The sequence below is a fragment of the Saccharopolyspora sp. NFXS83 genome (assembly GCF_026241095.1).
Classification (GTDB): domain Bacteria; phylum Actinomycetota; class Actinomycetes; order Mycobacteriales; family Pseudonocardiaceae; genus Saccharopolyspora_C.
The window spans coordinates 1-24,994 of sequence record NZ_JAPFGB010000016.1 but is presented as its reverse complement, the minus strand read 5'-3'; the positions used below and the strand labels follow the sequence as shown (position 1 = coordinate 24,994).

Annotated in this window: 25 protein-coding genes; 12 read left to right on the top strand and 13 right to left on the bottom strand. The window is 70.9% G+C overall.

Annotation, left to right across the window (positions count from 1 at the left end; all coding sequences use genetic code 11):
• Positions 1 to 327 precede the first annotated feature (327 nt).
• Positions 328 to 3,165 carry a sensor domain-containing protein gene (locus OOZ19_RS18250; protein WP_416309460.1) on the bottom strand — a complete coding sequence of 946 codons (2,838 nt, stop codon included), beginning with the start codon at positions 3,163 to 3,165 and terminating at the stop codon, positions 328 to 330.
• A gap of 287 nt (positions 3,166 to 3,452) precedes the next feature.
• Positions 3,453 to 4,655 (bottom strand): NAD(P)-dependent malic enzyme, encoded by a 1,203-nt coding sequence (locus OOZ19_RS18245; protein ID WP_266091323.1) that lies wholly within the window; start codon positions 4,653 to 4,655, stop codon positions 3,453 to 3,455.
• Positions 4,656 to 5,046: 391 nt separating this feature from the next.
• Between OOZ19_RS18245 and OOZ19_RS18240 the strand changes: the two genes are divergently transcribed.
• Entirely contained in the window at positions 5,047 to 5,661 is a 615-nt protein-coding gene (locus tag OOZ19_RS18240) for a dTDP-4-dehydrorhamnose 3,5-epimerase family protein (protein WP_266091322.1), read from the top strand.
• A 66-nt stretch (positions 5,662 to 5,727) separates the two neighbouring features.
• Here the strand turns inward: OOZ19_RS18240 and OOZ19_RS18235 are convergent, their stop codons facing one another.
• Positions 5,728 to 7,326, bottom strand: coding sequence for a GMC oxidoreductase (locus OOZ19_RS18235; RefSeq protein WP_266091321.1), 1,599 nt, complete (start codon positions 7,324 to 7,326; stop codon positions 5,728 to 5,730).
• A 246-nt stretch (positions 7,327 to 7,572) separates the two neighbouring features.
• Between OOZ19_RS18235 and OOZ19_RS18230 the strand changes: the two genes are divergently transcribed.
• Positions 7,573 to 8,172 (top strand): acid phosphatase, encoded by a 600-nt coding sequence (locus tag OOZ19_RS18230; protein WP_266091320.1) that lies wholly within the window; start codon positions 7,573 to 7,575, stop codon positions 8,170 to 8,172.
• Positions 8,173 to 8,187: 15 nt separating this feature from the next.
• Positions 8,188 to 8,670 (top strand): GNAT family N-acetyltransferase, encoded by a 483-nt coding sequence (locus OOZ19_RS18225; RefSeq protein ID WP_266091319.1) that lies wholly within the window; start codon positions 8,188 to 8,190, stop codon positions 8,668 to 8,670.
• 111 nt (positions 8,671 to 8,781) lie between these two features.
• On the opposite strand, the gene OOZ19_RS18220 is transcribed toward OOZ19_RS18225, so the two are convergent.
• The gene (locus tag OOZ19_RS18220; protein WP_266091318.1) at positions 8,782 to 9,219 is read right to left on the bottom strand and encodes a hypothetical protein; all 438 of its coding nucleotides are present in this window, start codon (positions 9,217 to 9,219) and stop codon (positions 8,782 to 8,784) included.
• A 506-nt stretch (positions 9,220 to 9,725) separates the two neighbouring features.
• Between OOZ19_RS18220 and OOZ19_RS18215 the strand changes: the two genes are divergently transcribed.
• Positions 9,726 to 10,649 carry a diacylglycerol/lipid kinase family protein gene (locus OOZ19_RS18215; RefSeq protein ID WP_266091317.1) on the top strand — a complete coding sequence of 308 codons (924 nt, stop codon included), beginning with the start codon at positions 9,726 to 9,728 and terminating at the stop codon, positions 10,647 to 10,649.
• A gap of 244 nt (positions 10,650 to 10,893) precedes the next feature.
• On the top strand, positions 10,894 to 11,151 hold the full coding sequence (locus OOZ19_RS18210) for a WhiB family transcriptional regulator (protein WP_184482254.1): 258 nt from the start codon (positions 10,894 to 10,896) through the stop codon (positions 11,149 to 11,151).
• 247 nt (positions 11,152 to 11,398) lie between these two features.
• Here the strand turns inward: OOZ19_RS18210 and OOZ19_RS18205 are convergent, their stop codons facing one another.
• Positions 11,399 to 12,892 (bottom strand): PAS domain-containing sensor histidine kinase, encoded by a 1,494-nt coding sequence (locus OOZ19_RS18205; protein WP_266091316.1) that lies wholly within the window; start codon positions 12,890 to 12,892, stop codon positions 11,399 to 11,401.
• Positions 12,893 to 12,905: 13 nt separating this feature from the next.
• Positions 12,906 to 13,124, bottom strand: a complete 219-nt coding sequence (locus tag OOZ19_RS18200) for a biotin/lipoyl-binding carrier protein (protein WP_266091315.1) — start codon at positions 13,122 to 13,124, stop codon at positions 12,906 to 12,908.
• A gap of 180 nt (positions 13,125 to 13,304) precedes the next feature.
• On the opposite strand from OOZ19_RS18200, the gene OOZ19_RS30195 reads away from it, so the two are divergent.
• Entirely contained in the window at positions 13,305 to 13,382 is a 78-nt protein-coding gene (locus OOZ19_RS30195; RefSeq protein WP_373690061.1) for a 50S ribosomal protein bL37, read from the top strand.
• Positions 13,383 to 13,463: 81 nt separating this feature from the next.
• On the opposite strand, the gene rsrA is transcribed toward OOZ19_RS30195, so the two are convergent.
• Both rsrA and OOZ19_RS18190 read right to left on the bottom strand, forming a co-directional pair.
• On the bottom strand, positions 13,464 to 13,802 hold the full coding sequence (gene rsrA, locus OOZ19_RS18195) for a mycothiol system anti-sigma-R factor (RefSeq protein ID WP_266091314.1): 339 nt from the start codon (positions 13,800 to 13,802) through the stop codon (positions 13,464 to 13,466).
• Positions 13,799 to 14,461, bottom strand: a complete 663-nt coding sequence (locus tag OOZ19_RS18190) for a sigma-70 family RNA polymerase sigma factor (RefSeq protein WP_323055152.1) — start codon at positions 14,459 to 14,461, stop codon at positions 13,799 to 13,801. Before OOZ19_RS18190 ends, rsrA begins: the two co-directional genes overlap by 4 nt.
• Before the next feature lie 225 nt (positions 14,462 to 14,686).
• Here OOZ19_RS18190 and ybaK point away from each other — a divergent pair, with 225 nt between their 5' ends.
• Positions 14,687 to 15,163 (top strand): Cys-tRNA(Pro) deacylase, encoded by a 477-nt coding sequence (gene ybaK / locus OOZ19_RS18185; protein ID WP_266091313.1) that lies wholly within the window; start codon positions 14,687 to 14,689, stop codon positions 15,161 to 15,163.
• Between the two features lie 80 nt (positions 15,164 to 15,243).
• Here the strand turns inward: ybaK and OOZ19_RS18180 are convergent, their stop codons facing one another.
• The 3 genes from OOZ19_RS18180 to OOZ19_RS18170 are packed head-to-tail and all read right to left on the bottom strand — an operon-like array spanning position 15,244 to position 17,351.
• Positions 15,244 to 15,855, bottom strand: coding sequence for an alpha/beta hydrolase family protein (locus OOZ19_RS18180; protein ID WP_266091312.1), 612 nt, complete (start codon positions 15,853 to 15,855; stop codon positions 15,244 to 15,246).
• Positions 15,852 to 16,580: an SOS response-associated peptidase gene (locus tag OOZ19_RS18175; protein WP_266091311.1), complete on the bottom strand. Its 729-nt coding sequence runs from the start codon at positions 16,578 to 16,580 to the stop codon at positions 15,852 to 15,854. The genes OOZ19_RS18180 and OOZ19_RS18175 overlap by 4 nt, the downstream gene beginning before the upstream one ends.
• A gap of 6 nt (positions 16,581 to 16,586) precedes the next feature.
• The gene (locus OOZ19_RS18170) at positions 16,587 to 17,351 is read right to left on the bottom strand and encodes an SOS response-associated peptidase (RefSeq protein ID WP_266091452.1); all 765 of its coding nucleotides are present in this window, start codon (positions 17,349 to 17,351) and stop codon (positions 16,587 to 16,589) included.
• A 144-nt stretch (positions 17,352 to 17,495) separates the two neighbouring features.
• Between OOZ19_RS18170 and aroA the strand changes: the two genes are divergently transcribed.
• The 4 genes from aroA (at position 17,496) to OOZ19_RS18150 (ending at position 21,789) form a co-directional block, all read left to right on the top strand.
• On the top strand, positions 17,496 to 18,764 hold the full coding sequence (aroA, locus tag OOZ19_RS18165) for a 3-phosphoshikimate 1-carboxyvinyltransferase (protein WP_266091310.1): 1,269 nt from the start codon (positions 17,496 to 17,498) through the stop codon (positions 18,762 to 18,764).
• Complete coding sequence (rsgA, locus tag OOZ19_RS18160; RefSeq protein WP_266091309.1) at positions 18,764 to 19,768, top strand: ribosome small subunit-dependent GTPase A; 1,005 nt, start codon at positions 18,764 to 18,766, stop codon at positions 19,766 to 19,768. The genes aroA and rsgA overlap by 1 nt, the downstream gene beginning before the upstream one ends.
• 198 nt (positions 19,769 to 19,966) lie before the next feature.
• Positions 19,967 to 20,872 carry an SCO4651 family lipoprotein gene (locus OOZ19_RS18155; protein WP_266091308.1) on the top strand — a complete coding sequence of 302 codons (906 nt, stop codon included), beginning with the start codon at positions 19,967 to 19,969 and terminating at the stop codon, positions 20,870 to 20,872.
• A gap of 83 nt (positions 20,873 to 20,955) precedes the next feature.
• Positions 20,956 to 21,789 (top strand): SCO4651 family lipoprotein, encoded by an 834-nt coding sequence (locus OOZ19_RS18150; RefSeq protein ID WP_266091307.1) that lies wholly within the window; start codon positions 20,956 to 20,958, stop codon positions 21,787 to 21,789.
• A gap of 237 nt (positions 21,790 to 22,026) precedes the next feature.
• On the opposite strand, the gene OOZ19_RS18145 is transcribed toward OOZ19_RS18150, so the two are convergent.
• Positions 22,027 to 22,530 (bottom strand): DUF6912 family protein, encoded by a 504-nt coding sequence (locus tag OOZ19_RS18145; RefSeq protein ID WP_266091306.1) that lies wholly within the window; start codon positions 22,528 to 22,530, stop codon positions 22,027 to 22,029.
• Positions 22,527 to 23,948 (bottom strand): WS/DGAT/MGAT family O-acyltransferase, encoded by a 1,422-nt coding sequence (locus tag OOZ19_RS18140; protein WP_266091305.1) that lies wholly within the window; start codon positions 23,946 to 23,948, stop codon positions 22,527 to 22,529. The genes OOZ19_RS18145 and OOZ19_RS18140 overlap by 4 nt, the downstream gene beginning before the upstream one ends.
• 68 nt (positions 23,949 to 24,016) lie before the next feature.
• On the opposite strand from OOZ19_RS18140, the gene OOZ19_RS18135 reads away from it, so the two are divergent.
• On the top strand, positions 24,017 to 24,778 hold the full coding sequence (locus OOZ19_RS18135; protein WP_266091304.1) for a TrmH family RNA methyltransferase: 762 nt from the start codon (positions 24,017 to 24,019) through the stop codon (positions 24,776 to 24,778).
• Positions 24,779 to 24,994: the final 216 nt, after the last annotated feature.

Sequence of the window (24,994 nt, the reverse complement as noted above, 5' to 3'; positions counted from 1 at the left end):
GAAGCCGATCTCGACGCGAACACCCCGAGCCGGCGCGGTTGCGCAACACCCACCAGACCCGGCGCGGCGACCCCGGAAGGCGAGCAAAGCAAAGCCCACGTGCCCTTGAGCGGGCGAAGCCACGCCTGCCTCGCGGCCGAAGGCCGTGCCTGGATGCGCGAAGCGCTTTAGCCCACGTCGAAAAGCCGCTCACCCGCGGGTTTTCAGCGTCCTTCTCGCGAGGACAGCTCTTTCCCTCGTGGCGGAGCCACTCGGGAAAAAGATCCCGCAGTGAGAAGGACGCTGAGGTTCCGCCAAATGACCCCCCAAGCAGAACGACCCCAGCTTTCACCGATCGTTGAGAAGCGGCAAAGGCCCGGTTTCCAGCAGTGCGCGGAACTCGCGCGACGGCATCGGCCGGGAGAACAACCAGCCCTGGTAGGCGTCCACGCCCACCCCGGAGAGCACGTGGAACTGGGTCGCGGTCTCCACGCCCTCGGCCACGCACAACCGGCCCATCGCACGCGCCATGCCCACCACGGCCTGCGCCACCGCGAAGTCCGACGGGTCGCCGCCGACACCGGCCACGAACCGCCGGTCCACCTTGATGATCTGCGCGGGCAGGTCCTTCAACCGGGCCAGCGACGAGTACCCGGTGCCGAAGTCGTCGACGGCGAAGCGCACGCCGCGCGCCACCAGCTCCCCCATCGCCTGCCTGGTGCGCGACGGCAGATCGACCAGCGCGGTCTCCACGAGTTCCAGGATCACCCGGTTCCAGTCCAGACCGCATTCGGCGACGGTGTCGGCGACGACGTCCACGAAGTCGGCACCGCCGGGCACCAGACCGGCGAGGTTCACCGCGATGCCCACCTGGCGCCCGCTCGGAGTCGGCCACGTCGATGCTTCCCGCAGCGCGGTGCGCAGCACCCAGCGGTCCAGTTCGCGCAGCAGGTCGCCCTGCTCGGCGACCGGCAGGAACGCGTCCGGGCTCAGCAGCCCGCGATCCGGGTGCGGCCAGCGCACCAGGGCCTCGGCGGTGAGCACCGTGCCGTCGGAGGCCACCACCGGCTGGTAGTGCAAGGTCAGGCCGTCGTTGTTCAACGCCTCCCGCAGCTGCCCCTCCAGGTGCAGCTGCCGGTCGGCCGAAGCCATCAGCGCGGGGCTGGCCAGCGACACCTTGCCCGCGCCGCGCCGCTTCGCCTCGAACATCGCGGCGTCGGCGAACCGCAGCAGGTCCTCCCCGCCGGAGCCGCCGCCGCTGGGCACCGCGGCCCCGATCGACGCCGACACGCGGATCAGCTGGCCGTGCACCGGCACCGCCGTGCGCAACAGGCCCGCGACCCTCGTGGCCAGCGAGTCGAGCCCGCCGACGGCGGTGATGTCGGAGCAGATGATGAGGAACTCGTCGCCCGACAACCGCGCCGCCGTGCACCCCTCGGGCAGACCGCCTTCCAGTCTTCGGGCCAACGCGACCAGCAGCTCGTCACCCGCGTCGTGGCCCAGTGAATCGTTTACCCGCTTGAAGTTGTCGATGTCGCAGAACAGCACCGCCACGCCCGCCGAGTCGGCGCGGCCGAGCAGCTGCCCCAGCAGCTGCTTCACCGCCGCCCGGTTCGGCAACCCGGTGAGGTCGTCGTGAGTGGCCTGGTAGCGCAACGCCTCCGCGGCGCGGCGGCGTTCGGTGATGTCCTGGAAGACCACCAGCCAGAACCGGGTGCCGTCGTCCTGCACCGACAGCGCCACGTGCAGCTCGCAGTACACCGGTTCGCCGTCGGAGCGGATCAGCAGCCGCTGCGGCACCTTCCGGCGTCCGGAGCGCGACGAGGCGCTCTCGTCAGAAGCCGCGCGCAGTCCCGAATCCCGCTCGTCCGGGTGCGTCATCTGCCGGGCGCTCATGCCGCGCAGCTGCTCCAGCCGGTAGCCGAGCAGGTCGCAGAGCGCGTCGTTGGCGTCCACCAAGTGCTCGTCCTGATCGAACAGGCCGATGCCGACGGGCGTGACCGCGACCAGGTCGGTGAACCGCTGCGAGGACCGCTCCATCCGGGTCAGCACGGTGCGCTGCTCGGTGACGTCCTGCGCGGTGCCCACCAGCACCAGCCTGCCGTCGGGGTCGCGGATCGCCGCGCCGTGCGCGCGCAGGGTGCGCACGGCGCCGTCGCGGCGGATGAAGCGGTGCTCGATCTCGACCGGCTCGAACCGCCGCGCGAGCCCCCGCCACGCCTGATCGACCCGGGTGCGGTCCTCCGGGTGCACGCCCTCGAGGTAGTCGTCGTAGTTCGTGGGATCGCCGGGCAGGTGCCCGCAGATCTCGCGCATCATCTCGGAGAGCTGGGTGGCGCCGGTCGTGGCGTCCCACTCCCACGTGCCGAGCCGGGCGGCGCGCTGCGCGTCGTGCAGCTTGCGGCGCTCGTCGCGCAGCTGCCGTTCCAGCAGCCGCTGCTCGGTGACGTCCTGCACGGTGCCTTCGATGCGCTCGATGCGGTCGGCGGCGTCGCGCTCGACGCGCCCGGTGCACAGGAAGACCCGGTCGGTGTGGTCGTGCAGTTCGACCTCGACCAGCTTGCCCACCGGCGCGGAGCGCAGCCGAACCCCGAAGTCGTCGGCCTTCGGCTGGTCGTCCGGGCGCACCGCCACGACCATGTTCACGCCGTCGAAGACGTCCTCGGTGCCGCTGGCGTAGAAGAGCTCCTTGAGCACCGGGCTGTGGTACATCTGCCCGGTCTCCGGGTAGACGCTCCAGCTGCCGACCTTCGCGATGCGCTGCGCGTCGATCAGCCGGGCGCGTTCGTCGACGACCTCCACTCCGATCGGGCTCCCGTTGTCCGGCAACAGGTCGCGCACGTCGGTCAGCACGGTCACGCGCAGCGCGTCATCGGCCGGGTGCGGCCAGCTCAGCACCCGCACCGCCACGTCCTCGGCGCCGCGCAGCCGGGACACCGGCCCGTCGCGGACCACGAGTTCCGCGAGCCGCGAGCCGAGCAGGTCGGCCGCGTCGACGACTCCTGCCAACCGGATCGCCTGCTCGGTCACCTGCACGATCGTGCCGTCCGCTGAGCTCAGGATCGCGGGGGCGTCCGGTAATTCGGCGATCCCGTCGATCGTGCCCGCGTCGCCGGCTCCCGCCGCGTCCACCGCGTCTCGCGCCCTGGAAGCGGGCGTCCCGTCGTACCGATCGGTCACCAGCACCCCTCCTGCGTAGCGGCCACGTTTACCGGGCACACGACCGAAGACCGACCATCCCGCACGTGATCGGCACCACAGCGAGTTCCGGTCCTGACCTTACCGGCACCGGCTCGGATGCGGACCGCTGGTGGGCCTTCGGTCGAAGCCACCCGCACGTGTGACGGCGGGCACCGGTCCTCGTGACGCGATCGCCACGAGCGGACCCCGGCGAACAGACCACTGGGGCGCACCGCGAACGGTGCACCCCAGTGGTCCGAATGCTGCATCTGCCCGCGCGGCGAGCCGACCGCTCACGCGGTGGCGACCCCGTCCGCACGCGCGGCGGCGGCGACGGCGCTGATCACGGCGGGTGCGACCCGCGGGTCCAGCGGGCTCGGCACGATCTTGTCGGCGGCGAGCTCGTCGGCGACGACCTCGGCGATCGCCTCGGCCGCGGCGACCTTCATCCGGTCCGTGATCATCCTGGAGTGCTCTTGCAGCGCGCCCTTGAAGATGCCGGGGAACGCCAGCACGTTGTTGATCTGGTTCGGGAAGTCGCTGCGCCCGGTGGCCACGACCGCCGCGTGCCTGCCCGCGACCTCCGGGTGCACCTCGGGGTCGGGGTTCGACAGCGCGAACACGATCGCGTCGTCGGCCATGGTGGCGACGAGTTCCTCCGGGATCTGACCGGCGGAGACTCCGACGAGCACGTCCGCACCGTCGAGCGCGGACTCCAGCCCGCCGGTGATCCCCCGCGGGTTGGTGTAGCCGAGCAGCTCCTGCTTGATCGGCGTGAGGTTGTCGCGACCTTCGTGCACGACGCCGCGCGAGTCCAGCACGACGATCTCGCCGACCCCGGCGGTGTGCAGGATCTTCGCGCAGGCCACCCCGGCCGCACCGGCACCCGAGATGACGACGCGCATCGAGTCCATCGGCCGGCCCACGATCTTGGCGGCGTTGCGCAGCGCGGCGAGCACGACCACGGCCGTGCCGTGCTGGTCGTCGTGCATGACGGGGCAGTCCAGCGCCTCGATCAGGCGGCGTTCGAGTTCGAAGCAGCGCGGGGCCGCCACGTCCTCCAGGTTCACCGCGCCGAACGACGGGCGCAGCCGCACCATCGTCTCGACGATCTCGTCGACGTCGGTGGTGTCGAGCACCAGCGGGATCGAGTTCAGCCCGGCGAAGGTCTTGAACAGCGCGGACTTGCCCTCCATCACCGGCAGCGAGGCGCGCGGGCCGATGTCGCCGAGGCCGAGCACGGCGGTGCCGTCGCTGACCACGGCCACCAGGTTCTGGGTCCAGGTGTAGCGGTCGGCGAGCGTCTCGTCGGCGGCGATGGCCCGGCTGACCTTGGCCACACCGGGCGTGTAGGCGATCGACAGGTCGCGCGCGCTGTCGAGCGGCGCGGTCACGTCGACTCCGAGCTTGCCGCCCTCGTGCGCGCGGAAGATCTCGTCGTCGGTGAGTTCCGTTCCGTTCGCGGAAGCGGAAGTGTGATCGTTCACAGTGGTCACGGCGTCCCTCCTGTTGCCATGGCCTGCGAAAACCGGGCGATCCCGATCTCCGGAGCGAAAGGGTGGCGAGTTGCCACCCGGCGACGCGCTCGTCAGGCTCCCGGGCGGTACCGGAACTGCGACGGGCGTCGGGACGACCGGCACCGAATTCCCTGGTGCGGAAAAACGAACCGGTGGACGCTGCGGTCCGGACAGTCTGCCAGCGCGGGTCCCGCGCTGTCAGCGACCAGGGTCACAGACTTGATCGAGCAGGTCGGCGTAACACAAGCACTTTCCGGTAAGCAGTTTTCAACGACGCAAGATTTCCGGTTTTTCCGCCGGACCGTGACCCGCGCCGCGCCACCGGGGCCACCGTCACCGGGCCCGCACCCCGGCTCCTAGGCTGCTGATCGTGCAGGTTCGCTCCTTCGACATCCACGGCGTGCACGAGTTCACGCCGAAATCCTTCCCCGATCACCGCGGGCTGTTCGCCGCGCCGTTCCAGGAAGCGGCCTTCGTCGAGGCCGTCGGCCACCCGCTGCGGCTGGCGCAGACCAACCACAGCGTCTCGGCGCGCGACGTGATCCGCGGCGTGCACTTCGCGGACGTGCCGCCGGGGCAGGGCAAGTACGTGTACTGCCCCCGGGGTTCGATGATCGACGTGGTGGTCGACGTCCGGGTCGGCTCGCCGACGTTCGGGCGCTGGACGGCGCTGCGGCTGGACTCCACCGAGTACCGCGCGCTCTACCTCGCCGAAGGGCTCGGGCACGCGTTCGTCGCGCTGGAGGACGACACGGTGATGACCTACCTGTGCTCCACCCCGTTCACCCCGTCCGCCGAGCACGGCATCAGCCCGCTCGACCCGGAACTCGGCCTGCCGTGGGCGGAGCACCTCGGCGGCGAGGCGGTCCTGTCGGAGAAGGACCGCGTCGCGCCGACGCTGGCCGAGGCCGCCGAAGCCGGCCTGCTGCCCGACTACCAGGCCTGCCTGCGCCGCTACGCCGAACTGCGCGAAGCGACGAGCTGACCGGGCCGCCGAACGACGTGATCGTCCTGGGATCCGCCCGGCCGGACCGATCCCAGGACGCGACGATCAGAAGTCCTCGGCGAGCACCCGCTCGATGTTGCGCTCGGCCAGCGCCGTGATCGTGACGAACGGGTTCACCCCGGTCGAGCCGGGGATCAGCGATCCGTCGGTGACGTACAGGTTCGAATAACCCCGCACCCGGCCGAAGTCGTCGGTCACCCGGCCCAGGACGTTGCCGCCCAGCGGGTGGTAGGTGAACCGGTTCTCGAACGCGCGCGTGTCGCCGAACAGGTCGTGCCGGTAGGACGTGCCGTTGGCCTGGTTGATCCGGTCGAACACGGCCTTCGCCGCGTCGATTCCCGGCTGCCCCTGCGATTCCTTCCAGCGCAGCCGCGCCGAATCGGTGGCCGCGTCGTACTCGATGCGCCCGCGCTCCCGGGTGCGGGTGATCGCCAGGTACAGGCTCGCCCAGGTCTCGATGCCCGCGGGTACCGGCGCGATCTCGGCGAACACCGGGTTCACCGGGTCGGCGCGGTTGTCGATGCCCAGCGCGGGCATCCCGGACTGCACCAGCCCGGTGGTGTCCCACGGGTGGTTCGCCCGGCCCAGCATCACGTTGCCGTTGGGCCCCCACTGCTCGCCGAGCTCCCCGGAGAGCTCCGGCAGCGCCCCCGTATCGCGAGCGCGCAGCAGCAGTTCGGTGGAGCCGAGGCTGCCCGCGCCGAGGAACAGGTGCTTGCAGGCGACCTCACCGACCCCGCGCACCTCGCCCAGCTCGTCGATGCGTTCGGTGCTCAGCACGTAGGTCCCGTCCGCTTCCTGCCGGAACGAGCGCACCCGGGTGAGGGTCTGCAGCGTGACGTTGCCGGTGCCGATGGCGGCGGGGATGTAGCTCTTGTCGAGGCTGCGCTTGCCGTGGTTGTTGCCGTAGATCACCTCGGAGGCCAGCGCGGACTTCGTGACCTCACCGGCCTCCTCGCGCTTGAGGTAGTCGAAGTCGTAGACGTTGGGCACGAAGGTCGTGCCGAATCCGGCGCGGTCGGCGTGCGCGCGCGACAGCCGCGCGTAGCCGTAGGAGTCGCACTGCTCGAACCAGTCCTGGTCCACGGAGTTCACGCCGAGCATCCGGTTCGCCAGCGGGAAGTAGCGCCGGTACATCTGCTCGGCGTCGACGCGCGGCAGGATCTCCTCGAAGTAGTCCCGTTCCGGCGTGACGGCCATGCCGCCGTTGACCAGCGAGCCGCCGCCGACGCCGCGGCCGACGTAGACGTCCATCTCGTCGAAGTGCATCCGGTCCAGCACGCCCGCGTACGGCCTGATGTCCCGGTTCACCAGGTCCAGCCACAGGATGCTCGCCAGCGGCGCCTCGGTGCGGGTGCGGAACCACATGCTGCGGTGATCAGGCTGCAGCATGTCGGAGAAGATCGTGCCGTCGGCGCCCGCGGTGTCCCACAACCTGCCCATTTCGAGCATCAGCGTCGGCACGCCCGCCGAACCGAGCCGCAGCGCGGTGGTGGCGGCGCCGTACCCGGAGCCGATGACGACGGCGGGCACGTAGGGCCGTTCGGCGGCGGACGCGCCGCGGGTGGACACGGTGGTGAGCCCGAGGGCGGCGGCCGCCTGCAGCGCGGTGAGGCCGAGCACGCGTCGGCGCGAGAGAGTCATGACGCGGGATGATGCATCGTGCACACAGCGTTGTGAACCCTGTTTACGTAAACGCTGCAAAAAAAAGTGAACGGAGTTCACCCGCCGTGTTCGGCGCACCACCGGAAACGACGGTCCCACCCCTGCCGCGAACGCCGAAGCAGACCCCTGACCAAGGAAAACCGCAGAACCGAACGCGCCACCCAGACCCCGCACGCCGCCCGGCCGCCACAACGCACCGCGCACGCCCCGGCTTAGACTCGGCGCGTGGCGGAATCCGGAGAGCACAAGGTCTTCCTGCTGCGGCACGGCGAGACGGAGTGGTCCAGCAGCGGCAAGCACACCGGGCGCACCGACATCCCGCTCACCCCGCGCGGTGAACGGCTCGCCGTCGCCGCCGGCCGCACCCTCGCCGAATTGCGCGGCACCGCGCCGCTGATCGCGCTCGCCAGCCCGCGCGACCGCGCGCGGCGCACCGCCGAACTCGCCGGTTTCACCCCGGACGTCGAACCGCTGCTCGCCGAATGGGACTACGGCGACTACGAAGGACGCACCACACCGCAGATCCGCGAACAAGTGCCGGAGTGGACGGTGTGGACCCACCCCAGCCCCGGCGGCGAATCCGCGTCCGACGTCACGGCCCGCGCGGACGCGCTGCTGGCCCACGTCACCGCGGAACTCGGCCGCGGCGACGTGCTGCTGGCCGGGCACGGGCACTTCGGCCGGGCGCTCATCGCGCGCTGGCTCGGACTGCCCGTCACCGAAGGCGTGCGCTTCGCCCTCGACCCCGCCGGGATCACCGTGCTCGGCCACGAACGCGGCGTCCCGCAGCTCGAACGCTCCAACCTGCCCGCCCTCGCGGACTGATCACGAAGGAAGACCATGTCGCAGCAAGCCATCCGCCGGGTCGCCGAAGCCGATGTCCCCTCCGTCGTGCGGCTCGTGCACGCGCTCGCCGAGTACGAGAAGGCCCCCGACGAATGCCACCTCACCGAACCGGACCTGCACCGGGCGCTGTTCGGCGAGTCCCCCGCGCTGTTCGGGCACGTGGCCGAGGACGACGGCGAGATCGCCGGTTTCGCGTTGTGGTTCCTGAACTTCTCCACCTGGGAGGGCCGCCACGGCATCTACCTGGAGGACCTGTTCGTGCTGCCCGAGCGGCGCGGTTCCGGGCTCGGCAAGGCGCTGCTGCGGACGCTCGCTCAGGAGTGCGTGGCGCGCGGCTACGCGCGGCTGGAGTGGTCGGTGCTGGACTGGAACACGCCCGCGATCCGGTTCTACGAGTCCGTCGGCGCCGGGGGCATGGACGAGTGGACGGTGCACCGCCTCACCGGCGACGCGCTGCGCACCTTCGGGTCCGCCTGAGCCGCTCGCTGCCGCCTTGGAACCGCTTCCGCGGAAAGATCCTCGCGACGAAGCGGTTCCAGCGCGCTCAAGCCGAATCAGCGCCCGGACTCCGGGCTCCGGAAGCCGGCGTCAGTCCTTGCCGGAACCGTCGCCGCCGAGCCCGGGACGCCCGTACAGCGACCACGTCCGGCCTTGCCGGTTGAACATCAGCCACAGCACGGCCACCGGCGGAACCGCGATCGCGAACCCGATCAGCGGCTGCTTCGACGGCCCGATCGCGTACCAGGCGATCCCGATCAGGATCAGCTGCAGCAGCAGCGCGGGCGTGCGCGCCCAATGCCTGCCCTGCCACATGCCGATCCCCGCGGCGAGCACTGCCAGCGAGATGATCGCGAAGTACCCGGCCTCGGCGAACGTGTCGGTGCGGTCCAGCGTGTTCACCGCGCCGAGATCGGAGGCGGTGGTGCGCACCAGCAACGCCACGGCGAAGGCGAGACCCGCCACCGCCTCGGCGATCGTGAGGGCGGCGGCGATGCGCACGGTGCGCGGAGGAGCGGAGGGCGGCACGGCGGCATCGCCTTTCAAACTCGGACTGACTGCGGTGCAGGTCACATTCCGCGGCGAACACCGGACACCGGGCCCTACCACCGATCGTGACTCTGCGTGTGCACTTTTCAGGGTAATACCGCCCGAACGCCGCATGGCTCGGGCCGGGCACGAGCGCGAAGATCCTCACATGGCAGGTGCGGCGGTCGTGGGCAACGGGGTGTCCCACCGATCCGTTCCGCGCTCTGCCGGAGCCGGCGACTCGCGCGGGTGCGCTCCGGGGTTGCGCGCCCTCGCGAAGCCGGTGCCGCAGGTCGACGACCGTGACCGGCGAGGCGCACCACGACGCGGGACGGCAGCGCGACGCGCCGCCCGCACGGTGTCTCAGCCCGCCGCCGGTTCCGTCGACGGGGATCACGGCATCCCGCTCCGTCCCGTGCGTCCGACCGGGAGGAGAACCCAGATCCGACCCAGGTGAGACCACCGCCGCACGAACCGGCGGGACCACCTCGCCTAGGCTGCGAGTCGTGCGCGCCGTGCTTGTCGTCAATCCGCAGGCGACCTCGACCACCGCGGCCAGGCGGGACGTGTTGGCCCACGCCTTGGCCGACGTGGTGAAACTGGAGGTCGTGCAGACCCGGTACCGGGGACATGCCGCCGACGCCGCCAGAGCCGCGGTCGCCGACGACATCGACCTGGTCATCGCGCACGGCGGCGACGGCACGGTGAACGAAGTCGTCAACGGCATGCTCAGCGACCCGCGACCCGAGCACCGGATGCCCAGGCTCGGCGTGGTGCCCGGCGGATCGGCGAACGTGTTCGCCCGCGCCCTCGGCCTGCCCAAGGATCCGATCGAGGCCACCCACCGGTTGTTGCAGGCCATCGCCTCCGACAGCAGCAGGCTCGTCGGACTCGGCAAGGCCAACGACCGCTGGTTCACCTTCAACGCCGGCGTCGGCTGGGACGCCGACGTGGTCGCCGAAGTCGAGCAGCTCCGCGGCCGAGGCCGCAACGTCACCCCCGCGCTCTACGCCCGCACCGCCCTGAGCTGCTATTTCCGCATGTCCCGCCAGGCCCCGCAGATCACCGTTCGGGTCGGCGACGAGCCGCCCACCACCGGCCTGCACACCGCGTTCGTGGCCAACACCGACCCGTGGACCTACCTGGGTTCGCGGCCGATGCGGATGAACCCGGACACCACGTTCGACACCGGGCTGGGCGTGTTCTCGCTCAGCGACATGAACGCTTACGTTGTGTTGCGATACATAGCGCAGATGCTCCGCGGTAGAGCTAAACCACACGGAAGAAACGCGCTGCGACGTGCAGATGTCGACTACATCCACGTAGCCTGTCAGGAGCCGTTGCGTCTGCAGGTGGACGGCGACAACCTTGGCGAGCGCTCGGTGATCGAGTTCGTTTCGGTCCCGGACGCGCTGCGGGTCGCCGTATAACCTTCTCGTAACGGACCACGATCGCTGATCGACGACCCCGTCCGTGACCAGCGATCATTCGAAACCGCTGGTCAAGAGCCGTCGATCTTTCAGGTGAGTTGGCTCACGGCACGAGATCGAACTCTTGACATCACGGCAGTTCGTGAAAGCATTCACAAGCACACGGACTCCGTGAAAGCATTCACAAACACCCCGAACGAACTACCGGCGCGCCATGTGCGTGCCTAGCGAGGAGCAAGGAATCATGGACTGGCGCCACGATGCGGTTTGCCGTGACGAGGACCCGGAGCTGTTCTTCCCCGTTGGGAACAGCGGTCCTGCGCTGCTGCAGATCGCCGAGGCGAAAGCCGTGTGTCGGCGTTGCCCCGTTGCCTCCGAGTGCCTGGCGTGGGCACTGGAGAGCGGCCAGGACGCCGGTGTCTGGGGCGGCATGAGCGAGGACGAGCGGCGTGCCCTCAAGCGTCGCAGCTCGCGCACTCGGGTGGCTCGTACCAACGCCTGAGCAGCGGACCTGCTGACAGCGTAGTGGGTCGGCCCACAAGCTTTCCGGCCGACCCCGCGCTACCCCCCGGACGACCCACACGGCGGTCGTCGAACAACAGCACATCCCCGACGAGAACCGGGGTCGATCAGCGTCGATGCCGGCCAGCGGCCACCCCCAAGGCGCACTGACCGAGCGGACCGACCCCAGGCAGGCCACCCCGTAAAAGGCTTGCCGACCCGATCGACGCGCTTGCGGCGTCAGGGCTTCAGCGGCGGTACTTCAACGGAACGCGCAACACTGCTTCCGTACCGCGCTGCCGACCCCGACCGCGCAAGCTCAACGAACCCCGCAGCTCAGACTCGACGAGGGTTCGCACGATCTGCAGGCCGAGACGTTCGGCGCGCTCGAGGGAGAAACCCTTCGGCAGGCCTTGACCGTCGTCAGAGATGACCACGTCCAGCCAGCGCGCCGAACGCTCCGCCTGCACGACGACCTCTCCCCCGGTTCCCTCCGGGAAGGCGTGCTCGAACGCGTTCTGCACCAGCTCGGTCAGCACCATCACCAGCGGCGTCGCCAGCTCGGCGGACACCACCCCGAAGCGTCCCTCCCGGCTCACCTTCACGCCGGTCTCGGCCACCGCGACATCGCTCATCATCGGGATCACCCGGTCCACGACGTCGTCGAGGTCGACGCGTTCGTCCACCGACATCGACAGCGTCTCGTGCACGAGCGCGATCGACGTGACCCGCCGCACCGACTCGTCCAGCGCGAGCCGCGCCTCCGAGTTCCCGGTGCGCCGCGACTGCAACCGCAGCAACGCCGCCACCGTCTGCAGGTTGTTCTTCACCCGGTGGTGGATTTCGCGGATCGTGGCGTCCTTCGACATCAACGCCCGGTCCCGGCGCTTGACCTCGGTGACGTCCCGGACCAGCACCAGCGCGCCCGCGACCTGGCCGCGCGGCTGCAGCGGCAACGCCCGGAACAGCACGGTCGCACCGCGGGCCTCGGCCTCCATGCGCATGCTCGGCTCACCGGACACCGCGCGGCGCACCCGCTGCGCCACCTCGTCCGCGTCGAACGGATCGGACAGCAGCGACCTGGTCAGCGGCGCGAGCTGCACGCCGACCAGATCCGCGGCGTGGCCCATCCGGTGGTACGCCGACAACGCGTTGGGGCTCGCGAACACCACGGTCCCCGAGGCGTCCACCCGGACCAGGCCGTCGCCGACACGCGGGCTCGTGTGCACGTCTGGAGCGGGCTCCGGGGTGGGGAACGTGCCGTCGGCGACCATCTGGCACAGGTCAGCGGCGCTGCCCAGGTAGGAGATCTCCAGCGGGCTCGGGACCCGCGGCACCGCCAGGTTCGTGTCCCGGCTCAGCACCGCGACGATCTCCTGGTCCAGCTTCACCGGGATCGTCTCGCGGCGCACCGGCACTCCCAGGTGCCAGCGCGGATCCTCTTCCCGGCAGATCCGCCCTTCCAGCGCGGCGCGCCGCAGCTGCGGATGCTCCTCGGGGGTGACCTCGGTGGAGACCACGTCCTCCGGGTGCGCGGTGGGCGCCGTCGTCGGCCGCGCCTGCGCCACGCACAGGAAGCGCTCCTCGATGGCACCTTCCGGGCCGACCGGAACCCACAGCAGGAAGTCGGCGAACGACAGGTCCGACAACAACTGCCACTCCGCTACGACCAGCTGAAGGTGGTCGGCAGCGGCCCCGGACAAACCGGTGTGCTCGGCCAGCAGGTCACTCAGCGTCGACAAGGCGCTCCTTCGGTCAGGAATCGACGACCGCGATGAGGTCGCCCTCCTGCACGACGTCGCCGGCGCGCACCGCCACCGAACTCACCGTGCCCGCGGCCTCGGTCAGTACGGGGATCTCCATCTTCATCGACTCGAGCAAGACCAGCGCGTCACCGTCGTGGACGGTGTCGCCCTCGGCGATCGAGACGGTCATGACGTTGGCCACCATCTCGGCGCGGATCTCTTCAGCCACGATCTCCCCTTTGCGGCAGACCCGTTACGGGCCCCGCGTCAAGGAAACCACGTCCCGGGCCACCCAACGGCACCAGGTGGTGCACATGCGAGACTAAACAGCCAGAACTCTGCAAGAGACCACAATCCCCGCCCGCGGCCCCGCGCCGCAGCGGTGGGACGACGCGAGGGAGGGGTCCACATGGGAAAGCGTTCCCGCAAGAAGAAGGACCGGCGCAAGAACAAGGCCAACCACGGCAAGCGCCCCAACGGCAGCTGACGTGACGGCCGCGCTCCGCGCGCCGCACACAGGCAAGAGCCCCGGACCAGTCGGTCCGGGGCTCTTCGTCATCGCGCCTGATTACTCGACGGGTGTGGTCCGCTTCTTGGCCCGCACCTCGACCGAGGTGCCCTCCGGGCCGCGTTCGACGGTCACGTCCGCCTGCCGGAGCACGGTGTCGCGAATCGAGGTGCGCAACCGCTCCTTCAGGTCCGAGGGAGCGTGCTCCCCGCCGCACTTGCGGTGCAGCAACTCCTTGAGGTGCTCCTCGATGCCGTAGTGCTCCAGGCAGCTGCCGCACTCGTCGAGATGTTCCTGCAGCGCTTCGCGGCGGACCTGGTTGCACTCGTTGTCCAGGAACAGCCACACCTCGGCGAGCACGTCCTCGCAGGACGCCTCGTCATGCCCGTCACATGTCACGAGGTGCTCACCTCCTGCTTTTTCTCCCTGAGGAAACCACGGTCACGCGCCACATCGGTGAGCATGTCGCGCAGCTGCCGACGGCCGCGGTGCAGACGCGACATCACCGTACCGATGGGCGTGCCCATGATCTCGGCGATCTCCTTGTACGCGAAGCCTTCCACATCGGCCAAGTAGACGACCATGCGGAACTCTTCGGCGAGCTGTTGCAGCGCGTTCTTCACGTCCGAGTCCGGCAGCCGGTCCAAGGCCTCGACCTCGGCCGACCGCAACCCCGTCGACGTGTGGTTCTCGGCCTGCGCGAGCTGCCAGTCGGCGATCTCGTCGGTCGGCTGCTGCTGCGGCTGGCGCTGCCGCTTGCGGTAGCCGTTGATGTAGGTGTTGGTGAGGATGCGGTACAGCCACGCCTTCAGGTTCGTGCCCTGCTTGAAGGACTTGAACGCCGAGTAGGCCTTCAAGTACGTCTCCTGCACGAGGTCCTCGGCGTCGGGCGCGTTGCGGGTCATCCGCAGCGCGGCGCCGTAGAGCTGGTCCAGCAGCGGCATCGCGTCCCGCTCGAAACGGGCCATGCGCTGCTGATCGGTCTCCTCGACCTGATCCTGCTCGACGGCCGCGGCTGCGGTGTCCGTCGTGCCGGCTTGGTCCGGGGTGTTGGCCACCGGGTTCCTTTCCCGCCGCCAGGAAGAGGTGGCTGCTGGCGACGAACCCATGCCGTCCTGCGCATGGACCCACTTCGAGGATACCCGTCCGATGCCCCGCTCACCTGCATCGGAGCGCTCGGGCAGGTTCTGCTGCCGTTCGAGTACGCAAGTGTTCGTCAACTCCGTCACGGTCCGTGCAACGTGGCGGGTGCGGTCGATATTCCTGCTTCTAAGGTCAACGCCATGGCAGGCAAGGGAACACCGGCGACCGCGCTGCTGACCAGGCAGCGCATCACCCACCAGGTGCACGCGTACGAGCACGATCCGCGAGCCGAGTCCTACGGGCTGGAGGCCGCCGATGCGCTGGGACGACCGCCGGAGCGGGTGTTCAAGACGCTCGTCGCCGACGTCGACGGCGCGTTGGCGGTCGGCGTGGTTCCCGTCACCGGGCAGCTCGACCTCAAATCCCTCGCCGCCGCTTGCGGGGGCAAGAAGGCCAAGATGGCCGACATGGGCGCCGCCGAACGCGCCACCGGATACGTGGCGGGCGGCATCTCACCGCTCGGGCAGAAGAAGCGGCTGCCCGTGGTGCTGGACGCCTCGGCGGAGGCCTTCGACACGATCTTCTGCAGCGCCGGACGACGCGGGCTGGAGATCGAACTCGCCCCCGCGGACCTGGTCCGCCTGCTCGACGCGCACGTCGCGGACATCGCCTCCTGAGCGGCAGGAAGGTTCCCTTCCTCGCACCGATGCCGGGGAGGCTCCCCTGCTCGCACGTCAGCGGCGGGGACTGTGGCGGGTCAGTCCAGCAGGCGGAGGACTCGGGTGAGCCATTCCTGCGCCGCGCGGGACACGGCGTCCACGTCGGCCTTCAGCGAGTGGTCCCCGGCGACGAGCACCACCTCGCGGCGGTGCGCGGGCTCGGGCTTGCCGAAGGCGTCCCGCTCGCCCTGGACCACCAGCACCGGCGGTTCGACGGCGTCGAGCTCGCCGAGCCGCGACTTCTCCGGCTTGCCCGGCGGGTGCAGCGGGAACGCGAGGCAGAGCACCGCGGCGGCGGCACCGGCCTCAGCCGTGCGGCAGGCGACCCTGGCACCGGAGGACCGGCCGCCGAACAGCAACGGCAGGTCCGCGAACCAGCGTTCGCCGAGGTCTTCGGCGACGGCCAGCCACGCCGCGTCGAGCTGGCGCGCCGGCGCCGGGGCCTTGCGGCCGGCGACCCGGTAGGGCTGCTCGACCAACGCGACGTGCACGCCCGCGTCGGTGGCCGCGCGGGTCACCGCCACCAGGTCGGGCGCGGCGACACCACCACCGGCGCCGTGCCCGAGCAGCAGCGCGGCACGGCCCTCTTCGGCGCAGTGCAGTTCGGCCCGTGCAGGCCCGTGCGGAGTGTCGAGCTCAACGCGCGTCATGAGTCGAACAGCGCCCCTTGTTCGGCGGGTTCGGGCAGCGGCTCGGCCGGTTCCAGCAGGTCGGGACGGTTGTTGCGCATGTTGTTCACATCGCTGGACACGGTGCTGAGCGTGAGCTCGCCGAGCATCCCCGGGTCCGGTTCGAGCAGTTCGCGGACGTCGGTGCGCGCGGGATCGAGCCAGTCCCCCCACGCATCGCGCGGCAGCACCAGCGGCATCCGGTGGTGCACTCCGGCGAGTTCACCGACCGCGTCGGTGGTGACCACGGCGCAGGTCACCAAGGGTGCCGACGTGCTGTCGGGGGCCCACCAGGCGGAGAACACGGCGGCCATGGCGAGGCTGACGCCGTCGCGGTGCGCGCACAGGTAGGGCTGCCTGCGGCGGTCGCCGGGTTTCCACTCGTACCAGCCGGTGGCGGGCATGAGGCAGCGCCGCCGCGCGGCCGAGTCGGCGTAGGCGGGCTTCTGCGTGATCGTCTCGGCCCGCGCGTTGATCATCGGCGGCCCGCTGGTGGCGTCCTTGGCCCAGGTGGGCACGAGGCCCCAGCGCACCGGCCGCACGCTGCGCTCGACGCCGGTCCCGGTGGCGCGTTCGACGACGATCGGCACCGTCTTGGTGGGCGTGACGTTGTAGTCGGGCGCGAGGAGCCGTTCGGAGCGGTCGACGGCGTCGAACTCCGCGGCCAGCGCCGCCGGGTCACGCCGCACCGCGTAACGACCGCACATCAGCACTCACCCCGCGTCCTGAGCATGATCCAACGCTACCGGTTCGCCCTGGTCGTCCTGCCGCGCGATGAGTTCGGCCCCGTTGTTGCGCACGTCGTTCACCGTCGAGGAGACCGGCCGCAGCTCCAAGGCGTCGACGAGTTCCCGCGAGGGCCCGAGCAGTCCGGTGATCTCCGCGCGGTCCGGGTCGAGCCAGTCGTCCCACCTCGCGGCGGGCAGCACCAGCGGCATCCGGTCGTGCACCTCGGTGAGCGCCCCGATGGCCGCGGTGGTCAGCACCGAGCAGGTCACCAGCGGCGGCGTGCCCTCGGCCGCCGCCGGGTCGTGCCAGGTCTCCCAGATCCCGGCCATGGCCAGGCTGGCATCGTCGGGGAAGGTCATGAAGTAGGGCTGCTTGCGCTCGCCGGCGCGCTTCCACTCGTACCAGCCGTCGGCCGGCAGCAGGCAGCGGCGGTACTTCGCGGCGGTGCGGAACGCGGGCTTCGACGTCACCGTCTCCGCCTTCGCGTTGATCATGCGGCTGCCGACCTTCGGGTTTTTCGCCCACTTCGGCACCAGTCCCCACCGCATCAGGCGGATGCCGCGTTCGCTGCGCAGCGGGTCCGGTTCGCCGTCGGCTCCCCTGGGGTGGCGCCGAACTACGGCGGGCACCTGCTTGGTGGGCGCCACGTTGTAGTCGGCACCTCGGGATCCGCCGCCGGTGGCGTCGGCGGCGTCGAACTCCGCCGCCAGCGCCGCCGGATCCTTCGTGGAGGCGTACCTGCCGCACATGCCCTGGTCACCTCCGCTGTCACCGCTGCCGCGCCACCGTCCCGCGCCGGAGTACCCATCGTTGCAGCACCCACCGACGACGTCGAACTCCTCGGGCGGCGGCCCCGTCCAGTTGAGCAGGGGCGAATGCGGGATCATTGGGGCATGACGCAGCTCTGGCCCGCCCCGGTCGCCGCAGGCCCGGTCCGCGCGACGGTCCCGGTTCCCGGCTCGAAGTCGATCACGAACCGGGCACTGGTGCTCGCCGCGCTCGCCGACGGCCGTTCCACGCTGCGCGCGCCGCTGCGCAGCAGGGACACCGAGCTGATGGCCGCCGCGCTGCGCTCGCTGGGCACCGAGGTGCGCGACGGCGCGGACGGCGAGTGGCTGGTGGAGCCCGCCGCGCTGCGAGGTCCGGCCGCCGTGGACTGCGGCCTCGCGGGCACCGTGATGCGGTTCGTTCCGCCGGTGGCGGCGCTCGCCGACGGCCCCGTGTCCTTCGACGGCGACCCGCACGCGCGCAAGCGGCCGTTGGACACCGTGCTGGACGCGTTGCGCTCGCTGGGCGCCGAGATCACCGGTGACTCGCTACCGTTCGAACTGCGCGGCACCGGGGCGCTCAAGGGCGGCCGGGTCACCATCGACGCCTCCGCGTCGTCCCAGTTCGTCTCGGGCCTGCTGCTGTCGGCGGCGCGCTCCGAGCAGGGCGTGACCGTGGTGCACGAGGGCCCACCGGTCCCGTCGCTGCCGCACATCGACATGACGGTCGGGATGTTGCGCGCGGCCGGGGTCGACGTCGACGACGCGCAGCCGAACACCTGGCACGTCTCCCCCGGCCCGATCCGGGCGCTGGACACCGAAATCGAACCGGACCTGTCCAACGCCACCCCGTTCCTCGCGGCGGCGGCGGCCACCGCCGGTGCGGTGACGGTGCCCGGCTGGCCGTCGGCGACGACGCAGGCGGGCGACGCGATCCGCGACATCCTCACCACCATGGGCGCGGAGGTCGCGCTCTCCCCTGCCGGGCTCACCGCCACCGGGCCGTCGCGGCTGGAGCCCGTGGACATCGACCTGCACGACGTCGGTGAGCTCACCCCGACGGTGGCCGCGCTCGCCGCGCTGGCCACCGGGCCGTCGCGGCTGCGCGGCATCGCGCACCTGCGCGGGCACGAAACGGACCGGCTGGCGGCGCTGGAGCGGGAGATCACCGGCCTCGGCGGGGACGTCGAGCAGACCGCGGACGGCCTGCTGGTGCGCCCCCGGCCGCTGCACGGCGGAACCTGGCACACCTACGCCGACCACCGGATGGCCACGGCGGGCGCCATCCTCGGACTGCGGGTCCGGGGAGTCGAGGTGGAGGACGTCGCGACGACCGGCAAGACGATCCCCGACTTCCCGGGGATGTGGGCGGCGATGCTGGAGCCGGTGGCCTGATGGGCCGCCGCGGCTGGCGAGACCTGGACGAATCCGACGTGCGGGTGCGCCCCGGACGGGGCAGCCGACCGCGCAGCAAGCTCCGGCCGGAGCACGCCGACGCCGCCTCCGCGATGGTCGTCGCCGTGGACCGCGGCCGGTGGACCTGCGCGCTGGACGGCGACCCGGAGCGCCTGGTCACCGCGATGCGCGCCCGCGAGCTGGGACGCACCCCGGTGGTGGTGGGCGACGCCGTGGACCTGGTCGGGGACACCTCGGGCCGCGCGGACACGCTGGCCCGGATCGTGCGCGTCGTCGACCGCACCAGCGTGCTGCGCCGCACCGCCGACGACACCGACCCGTACGAGCGGATCGTGGTCGCCAACGCGGAACGGCTCGTCATCGTGGCGGCGCTGGCCGATCCGCCGCCGCGGACCGGGCTCATCGATCGGTGCCTGGTCGCCGCCTACGCGGGCGGGCTCACGCCCGTGCTGTGCTTGACGAAGTCCGACCTGGCCGCCCCGGACGAGGTGCTCGACACCTATTCGGCGCTGGGGCTGCCGATCGTCGTCACCAACATGCACTCACTGCACGAGAACTTGTTCGAGCAGCTCAGCGGCCGGGTCTGCGCGCTGGTCGGGCACTCCGGGGTGGGCAAGTCGACGCTGGTGAACACGCTGGTGCCGCACGCGGACCGCGCCACCGGCGTCGTCAGCGGCGTCGGCAAGGGGCGGCACACCTCGACCTCCGCGGTGGCGCTGGCGCTGCCCGGTGGCGGCTGGGTGGTGGACACGCCGGGCATCCGCTCGTTCGGGCTCGCCCACGTCACCGCCGACGACCTGATCAGCGCGTTCACCGGGTTCGCCGAGGCCGCTGAGGAATGCCCGCCGAACTGCGGGCACCTGGGCGGGGGCGACGACCCCGAGTGCAACCTCGACACCTACGTGGCCGAAGGCGGCAGCGTCGAGCAGCTGCACTCGCTGCGCAGGCTGCTGCGCTCCCGCGCGGGCCGCGACGACGCCTGACCCACTCGGCCGAGTGGGAAAACCTCCCCGCTTCCACGACACCCCCATGTCGGGAAGGCGTTGCCTCAGAACGGGAATCCCGAGGAATTTCGAAAGCCGCCGGAAACCTCGGCGACGCGAACGGTGCCTGTGCCCTGCGCGCAACGTTGCTAGCGTCGGGGGCCGGCGACGCCGTTCCCCCCGACGAGGAGCTCCACCATGCCCCGAGTCCGCGCCCGAATCCGCACCTCCCCGACCCGCGGCGCAATGGCGCGCTCGACCACGGCGGCCCTGGCCGTCGGACTGCTCTTCCTGTTCGGCTCGGCGGGCTGCGCCCCGCCACCCGCGCCGCAGCCCTCCGCGCCCGCCGCAGCCCGTCCGGATCTGCGGCCGTCGGCCGCGGCGCTACTCGGCGACGTGCTGCGGCGCATCGACGAGCACGGGAGCGTGCTCAGCACCGTGCGCGGCGACCTCGGTTTCGTCGGTGAACTCGCCGGCGAGGGCCGCGTCCGCTACGCCGACGACCATGCCGACGTGACGTTGCGGGGCACGACCAGGCCCGCCGGGCAACTCCCGCAACCCGTCGACCTCGCCGTGATCGACGGGGTCGGCTACCTCAAGTCGCCGCTGCTGCGACCCGAACCGGGCAAGCCGTGGCTGCGGCTGGGCACCGATGGCACCGACTTCGCCTCGAAGCTGCTCGCGCCCACGCTCGGCCAGGTGCAGGACTCCACGGACCCGCGAGCGACGTTCGCCGGGGTCGAATCCGCCACCAAGATCGAGAGCAGCGCACCGGACCAGGTCGACGGCACGCCCGCCACCCGCTACAGCCTGCGCGTGCTCACCTCCGCCGCCGCCGCGGCGGCACCGGCGCAGGACCAGCGCGAACGGTTGCAGCGGGCCGCGAACGCCGGGCGCGGCGAGATCGGCTACGAGCTGTGGGTCGACGAGCGCGGGCTGCCCGTGAAGTTCGCCGCCTCGCAGAAGGTCGCGCAAGCCGGTCAGGTCTCCCTGACCTCCACCTACCGCGACTGGGGCGCGCCCGTCGACGTCGACGCCCCGCCCGCCGAGGAAGTGGGCGCGTTCCCAGCAAACCCGATGCCGCAGGCACAACCGCCGCGCTGACGAACTTTTCCGAACCCCCCACAACGGGTGAATCGCACTGCTAGCTTCCTCCCGGTACTGATCCGCAGGGGGAAGGGAATACCGTGCGCCGCACGAGCATCGCAGTGTGCACCGTCGCGTTGACCGCGACTTTGGGGGGATGTGCCCTCGGTCAGGACCCGGCCGGTTCCGGCGAAGCGGGTTCCAGCGACTCCGGGGCCCAGCAGGGCGGTGTCTACGACGACCTGACCTCGCTGGTCTCCGGGGCCTCGCAGACCATGTCGGAGAACAACTCGTACAAGCTGAGCATCGACGCCACGCTCGGCGGGTCCGGCGAGATCCGCTCCGACTGCGACGTCGACGCCGCCAAGTCCGCCATGAGCTGCACGGGGACCACCGGGGAGATCGTCCTGACCCCCGAGTACACCTACATGAACAGCCCGCAGGTCAACGCCCTCGGCGGCGACCCAGCCAAGCCGTGGGCGCGGATCGGCAAGGACGGCCCGGCCGCCGCGGTCGGCGGAGCGCAGACGGCGGCGCTGTCGGAGGCGTCCGACTTCCGCAAGCTGCTGCCCGAAGGCTCGCAGTTCACCCAGGCCGGACCCGACACCGTCGACGGCCGGCAGGCCACCCGCTACGAGGTCGTCACCGACCTCAACCAGGTCATCGCCTCCGCGGAAGGGATCGCCAAGCAGAGCTACGAGGTGCTGCTCCAGGGCGGCGTCACCGAGATCAAGCAGACCGTGTGGGCCGACGAGCAGGGGCGGCCGATGAAGGTCGAGCAGATCACGCCGCCGATGAACGTCATGGGCACGCAGGTCGGTGAATCGACCACCACGCTGACCTACTCCGACTGGGGCAAGCCGGTGAACGTCACCGAACCCGACGCCTCCCAGGTTCGCGATTTCGAGATGCCGGGGCTGCAGCCTCCCGGCTGAGCGGTCCTCGCGGAACGGTCCTCGTTCTGCGCTTTGTCAGCGGCGAACCAGTGACCAGCCCCGGACGAGGACCAGGCGGGTTCTCAGCGGCTTCCTCACGAGCACAGCGATGATGCGTGTGGCACCACTCGCACCATCGAAGCGAGGAAGCCGCTGAGGTTCGCTACCCGACCCGCTGCGCAGGCCGTTCTGGAAAAACCACCGGCCGGGGCGCGCTCGTGCGCCCCGGCCGACGGGTCACATCAGTTCCAGCAGGAACGGAACTTCTTGCGGGGCGTACCAGGACAACTCGTGGTCCTCGGCCTCCCCCAGCACGAACTCCGCGTCCGGATCACCGAGATCCGCCGAGTCGATCACATCCGCCGCCGCCCGCACCGCGTCCTCCGCCTCGGGCGAGTCCACGTGCACCGCGGCGACCTTCTTCCACGGAACCGGGCCCGAGAGCCGGACCACGGCGTGGTCCAGGTCCGGGCGCAGCGTCGCGTCCTCCACGTCGACGGAGACCACCACGCGGCGCAGTTCCGCCTTCTCGTCCTCCGCTCGCTCCGAGGCGATCAGCCGCAACGAGGCCCGCGCGGCCTCCCGCATCGCGGCGTACTCCAGCTCCTCGGTATCCCCCGTGGCGTAGGACTCCCGCAGCGCGGGGGTCAACGCGAACCCGGTACCGCTGAGCGGCTGCAGCTGCTTGTCCTCCACCAGGCCGCGCGCCATGCGCACCGTGGCGGGCAGGTAAACCCTCATCCGTCGACCGTCCCGATCATCTCTTCCACTGACTCCCCGATCATCGCCGCGAGCACGTCCACGTCGGACATGGCGTCCCGGTCACCGTTCAGGCCGAAGTACACCCCTCCGTCGTAGGAGGTGACGCCGATGGCCAGCGACTGGTTCTTCGCCAGCGGCACCACCGGGAACATCTCCGTCATCTTCGCGCCCGCCGCGTACAGCGGTACCTGCGGGCCGGGCACGTTCGTCACCAGCACGTTGAACAACCGGTCCGAGAACCCGTTGGCCACCCGAGCCCCCAACGCGTGCAGCGTCGGTGGCGCGAAGCCCGACACCCCCACCAACGCCTCCGCCGCGACGGACTGCCCCGACTCGGCGTGCGCGCGCAAAGCATGGCTGATGTGGTGCAGCCGCAACACCGGGCTCGACTCCCCCACCGGCAGATCCACCAGGTACGCCGCCACCCGGTTCGTCGCCGAAGCGGACACCGGGTCCGCCCCGTCGCCGGCGACGTCGCCGCTGCGCACCGACACCGGAACCATCGCGCGCAGCGTCGTCGAACCCGACACCACCTCACCGCGGGACAGCAGCCAGCTCCGCAGCGCGCCCGCGACCACCGCCAGGACCACGTCGTTGACGGTGCCGCCGTGGGTCTGCCGGATCGCGCGGAAGTCGTCGAGCCGGGCGCTGGCCACCGCGAACCGGCGCTGCGTGGACGTGGGCCCGTTCAACGGCCCGCCCGGCGCGGGCAACGCCGCCGCGCGCACCGCGGAGGCCAGGCCCCCGAGCGCCCCGGTCACCTTCCGCACCGTCGCCGTGGCGTCCCCCAGCGCGGAGCGCGCGTTCTCCACGACCGCCCCAGGTCGCTGCACCGCTTCCGTGGCCGCCTCCAGCACCAGCTGGGCCGGGCTGGGTTCCGGACGCGGCATCCAGAGGTCCTCGACCTCCGGACCGTCCGGGTCCGCCGCCATGTCGAAGATCACCTGGCCGATGTCGATGGCGCCGATCCCGTCGACCATCGCCTGGTGCGTCTTGGTGATCACCGCGACCCGGCTGCGCGACAAGCCCTCCACCAGGTACAGCTCCCACAACGGCCGCGTCGGGTCGAGCTTGCGCGACATCAGCCGGGCCACCAGGTCGTGCAGCTGCTCGTCCGTGCCCGGTTTCGGCAGCGCGGACCGGCGCACGTGGTAGGTGATGTCGAAATCCTGATCGTCCACCCACACCGGGCGGGCCAGCTTGCCCGGGACCTGCCGGACCTTCTGCCGGTAGCGCGGCACCAGCGCCAGCCTGCGGTCGATCATCGCCAGCACGTTGTCGTACTCGAATCCGCTACGCGGACGGCGGAACACCGCCACTCCGCCCACGTGCATCGGCGTCGTGTGGTCCTCCAGGTACAGGAACGAGGCGTCGAGGGCGGAAAGGCGATCGGGCATGACCGCGATACTGGCACACGACCGGGCGGCTCAGAGCCCTCGCCGCAGCTCGTGTGACACTGAACCCCGTGACCAGCACTGCCTCTCCCAAAGATCGCTTCGTTACCGTCTACGGCCGCAAACCGGTCATGGAGGCGCTGTCCGACCTGGACCTGCGCGTGGACAAGGTGATCATCGCCGAGGGGATCGGCGGCCCGGCGATCAACGACATCAAGGAGGCCGCGGCCGACCGCGCCGTGAAGGTGCAGCGCGCCAGCGCCCACCGGGTGAAGGTGCTCGCGGGCAACGGCCGGCACGATCAGGGCGTGCTCGCCGACGTGGTGGCCCGCAAGATGCGTCCGCTGGCCGATGCCCTCGACGACCCTGCCACCGCGCCGCAGCAGGTGCTGCTGCTGGACGGGCTCACCACGCCCGCGAACGTCGGCATGATCCTGCGCACCGCGACCGCGGCGGGCATCGACGGGATCGTCGTCCCGCACAAGGGAGTCGCCGGACTCGATCCGCTGGTCATCAAGGCCTCGGCCGGTGTCGCGTTCCACGCTCCCGTGCTGCGCTGCTCCACGGCCGACGACGCCGCGGAAATGCTCACCGACGCCGGATATCCGCTGTACGCGTTGGAGGCCAACGGGGCGGAGAGCGTGTTCGAGGCCGACTTCGGGTCGCGCGCAGTGTTCGTGCTCGGCAGCGAGACCGCCGGCCTGTCCGAGGAGGTGAGCACCCGCATCGCGCAGCGGATCGCCATTCCGATGCGGGGTGGTGTGGAGTCGCTGAACGTCGCCAGTGCGGCGTCGGTGCTGTGCTTCGAACTGCTCCGTCGTCGCGGCGGGTGATCCGGGCGGTTCTTTGATCGGTGCGGACAGCACGATGCCCCGGCGCGTGAAGCGCCGGGGCATTTCTCCGTTCAGGGGATGTTGTTCTGCCCTGGAAATGCGGGAACGCCCCACAGCTGTCAGCTGTGGGGCGTTCCCGGATGAGTATTGTCGGCGGTGTCCTACTCTCCCACACCCTATCGAGTGCAGTACCATCGGCGCTGGAGGGCTTAGCTT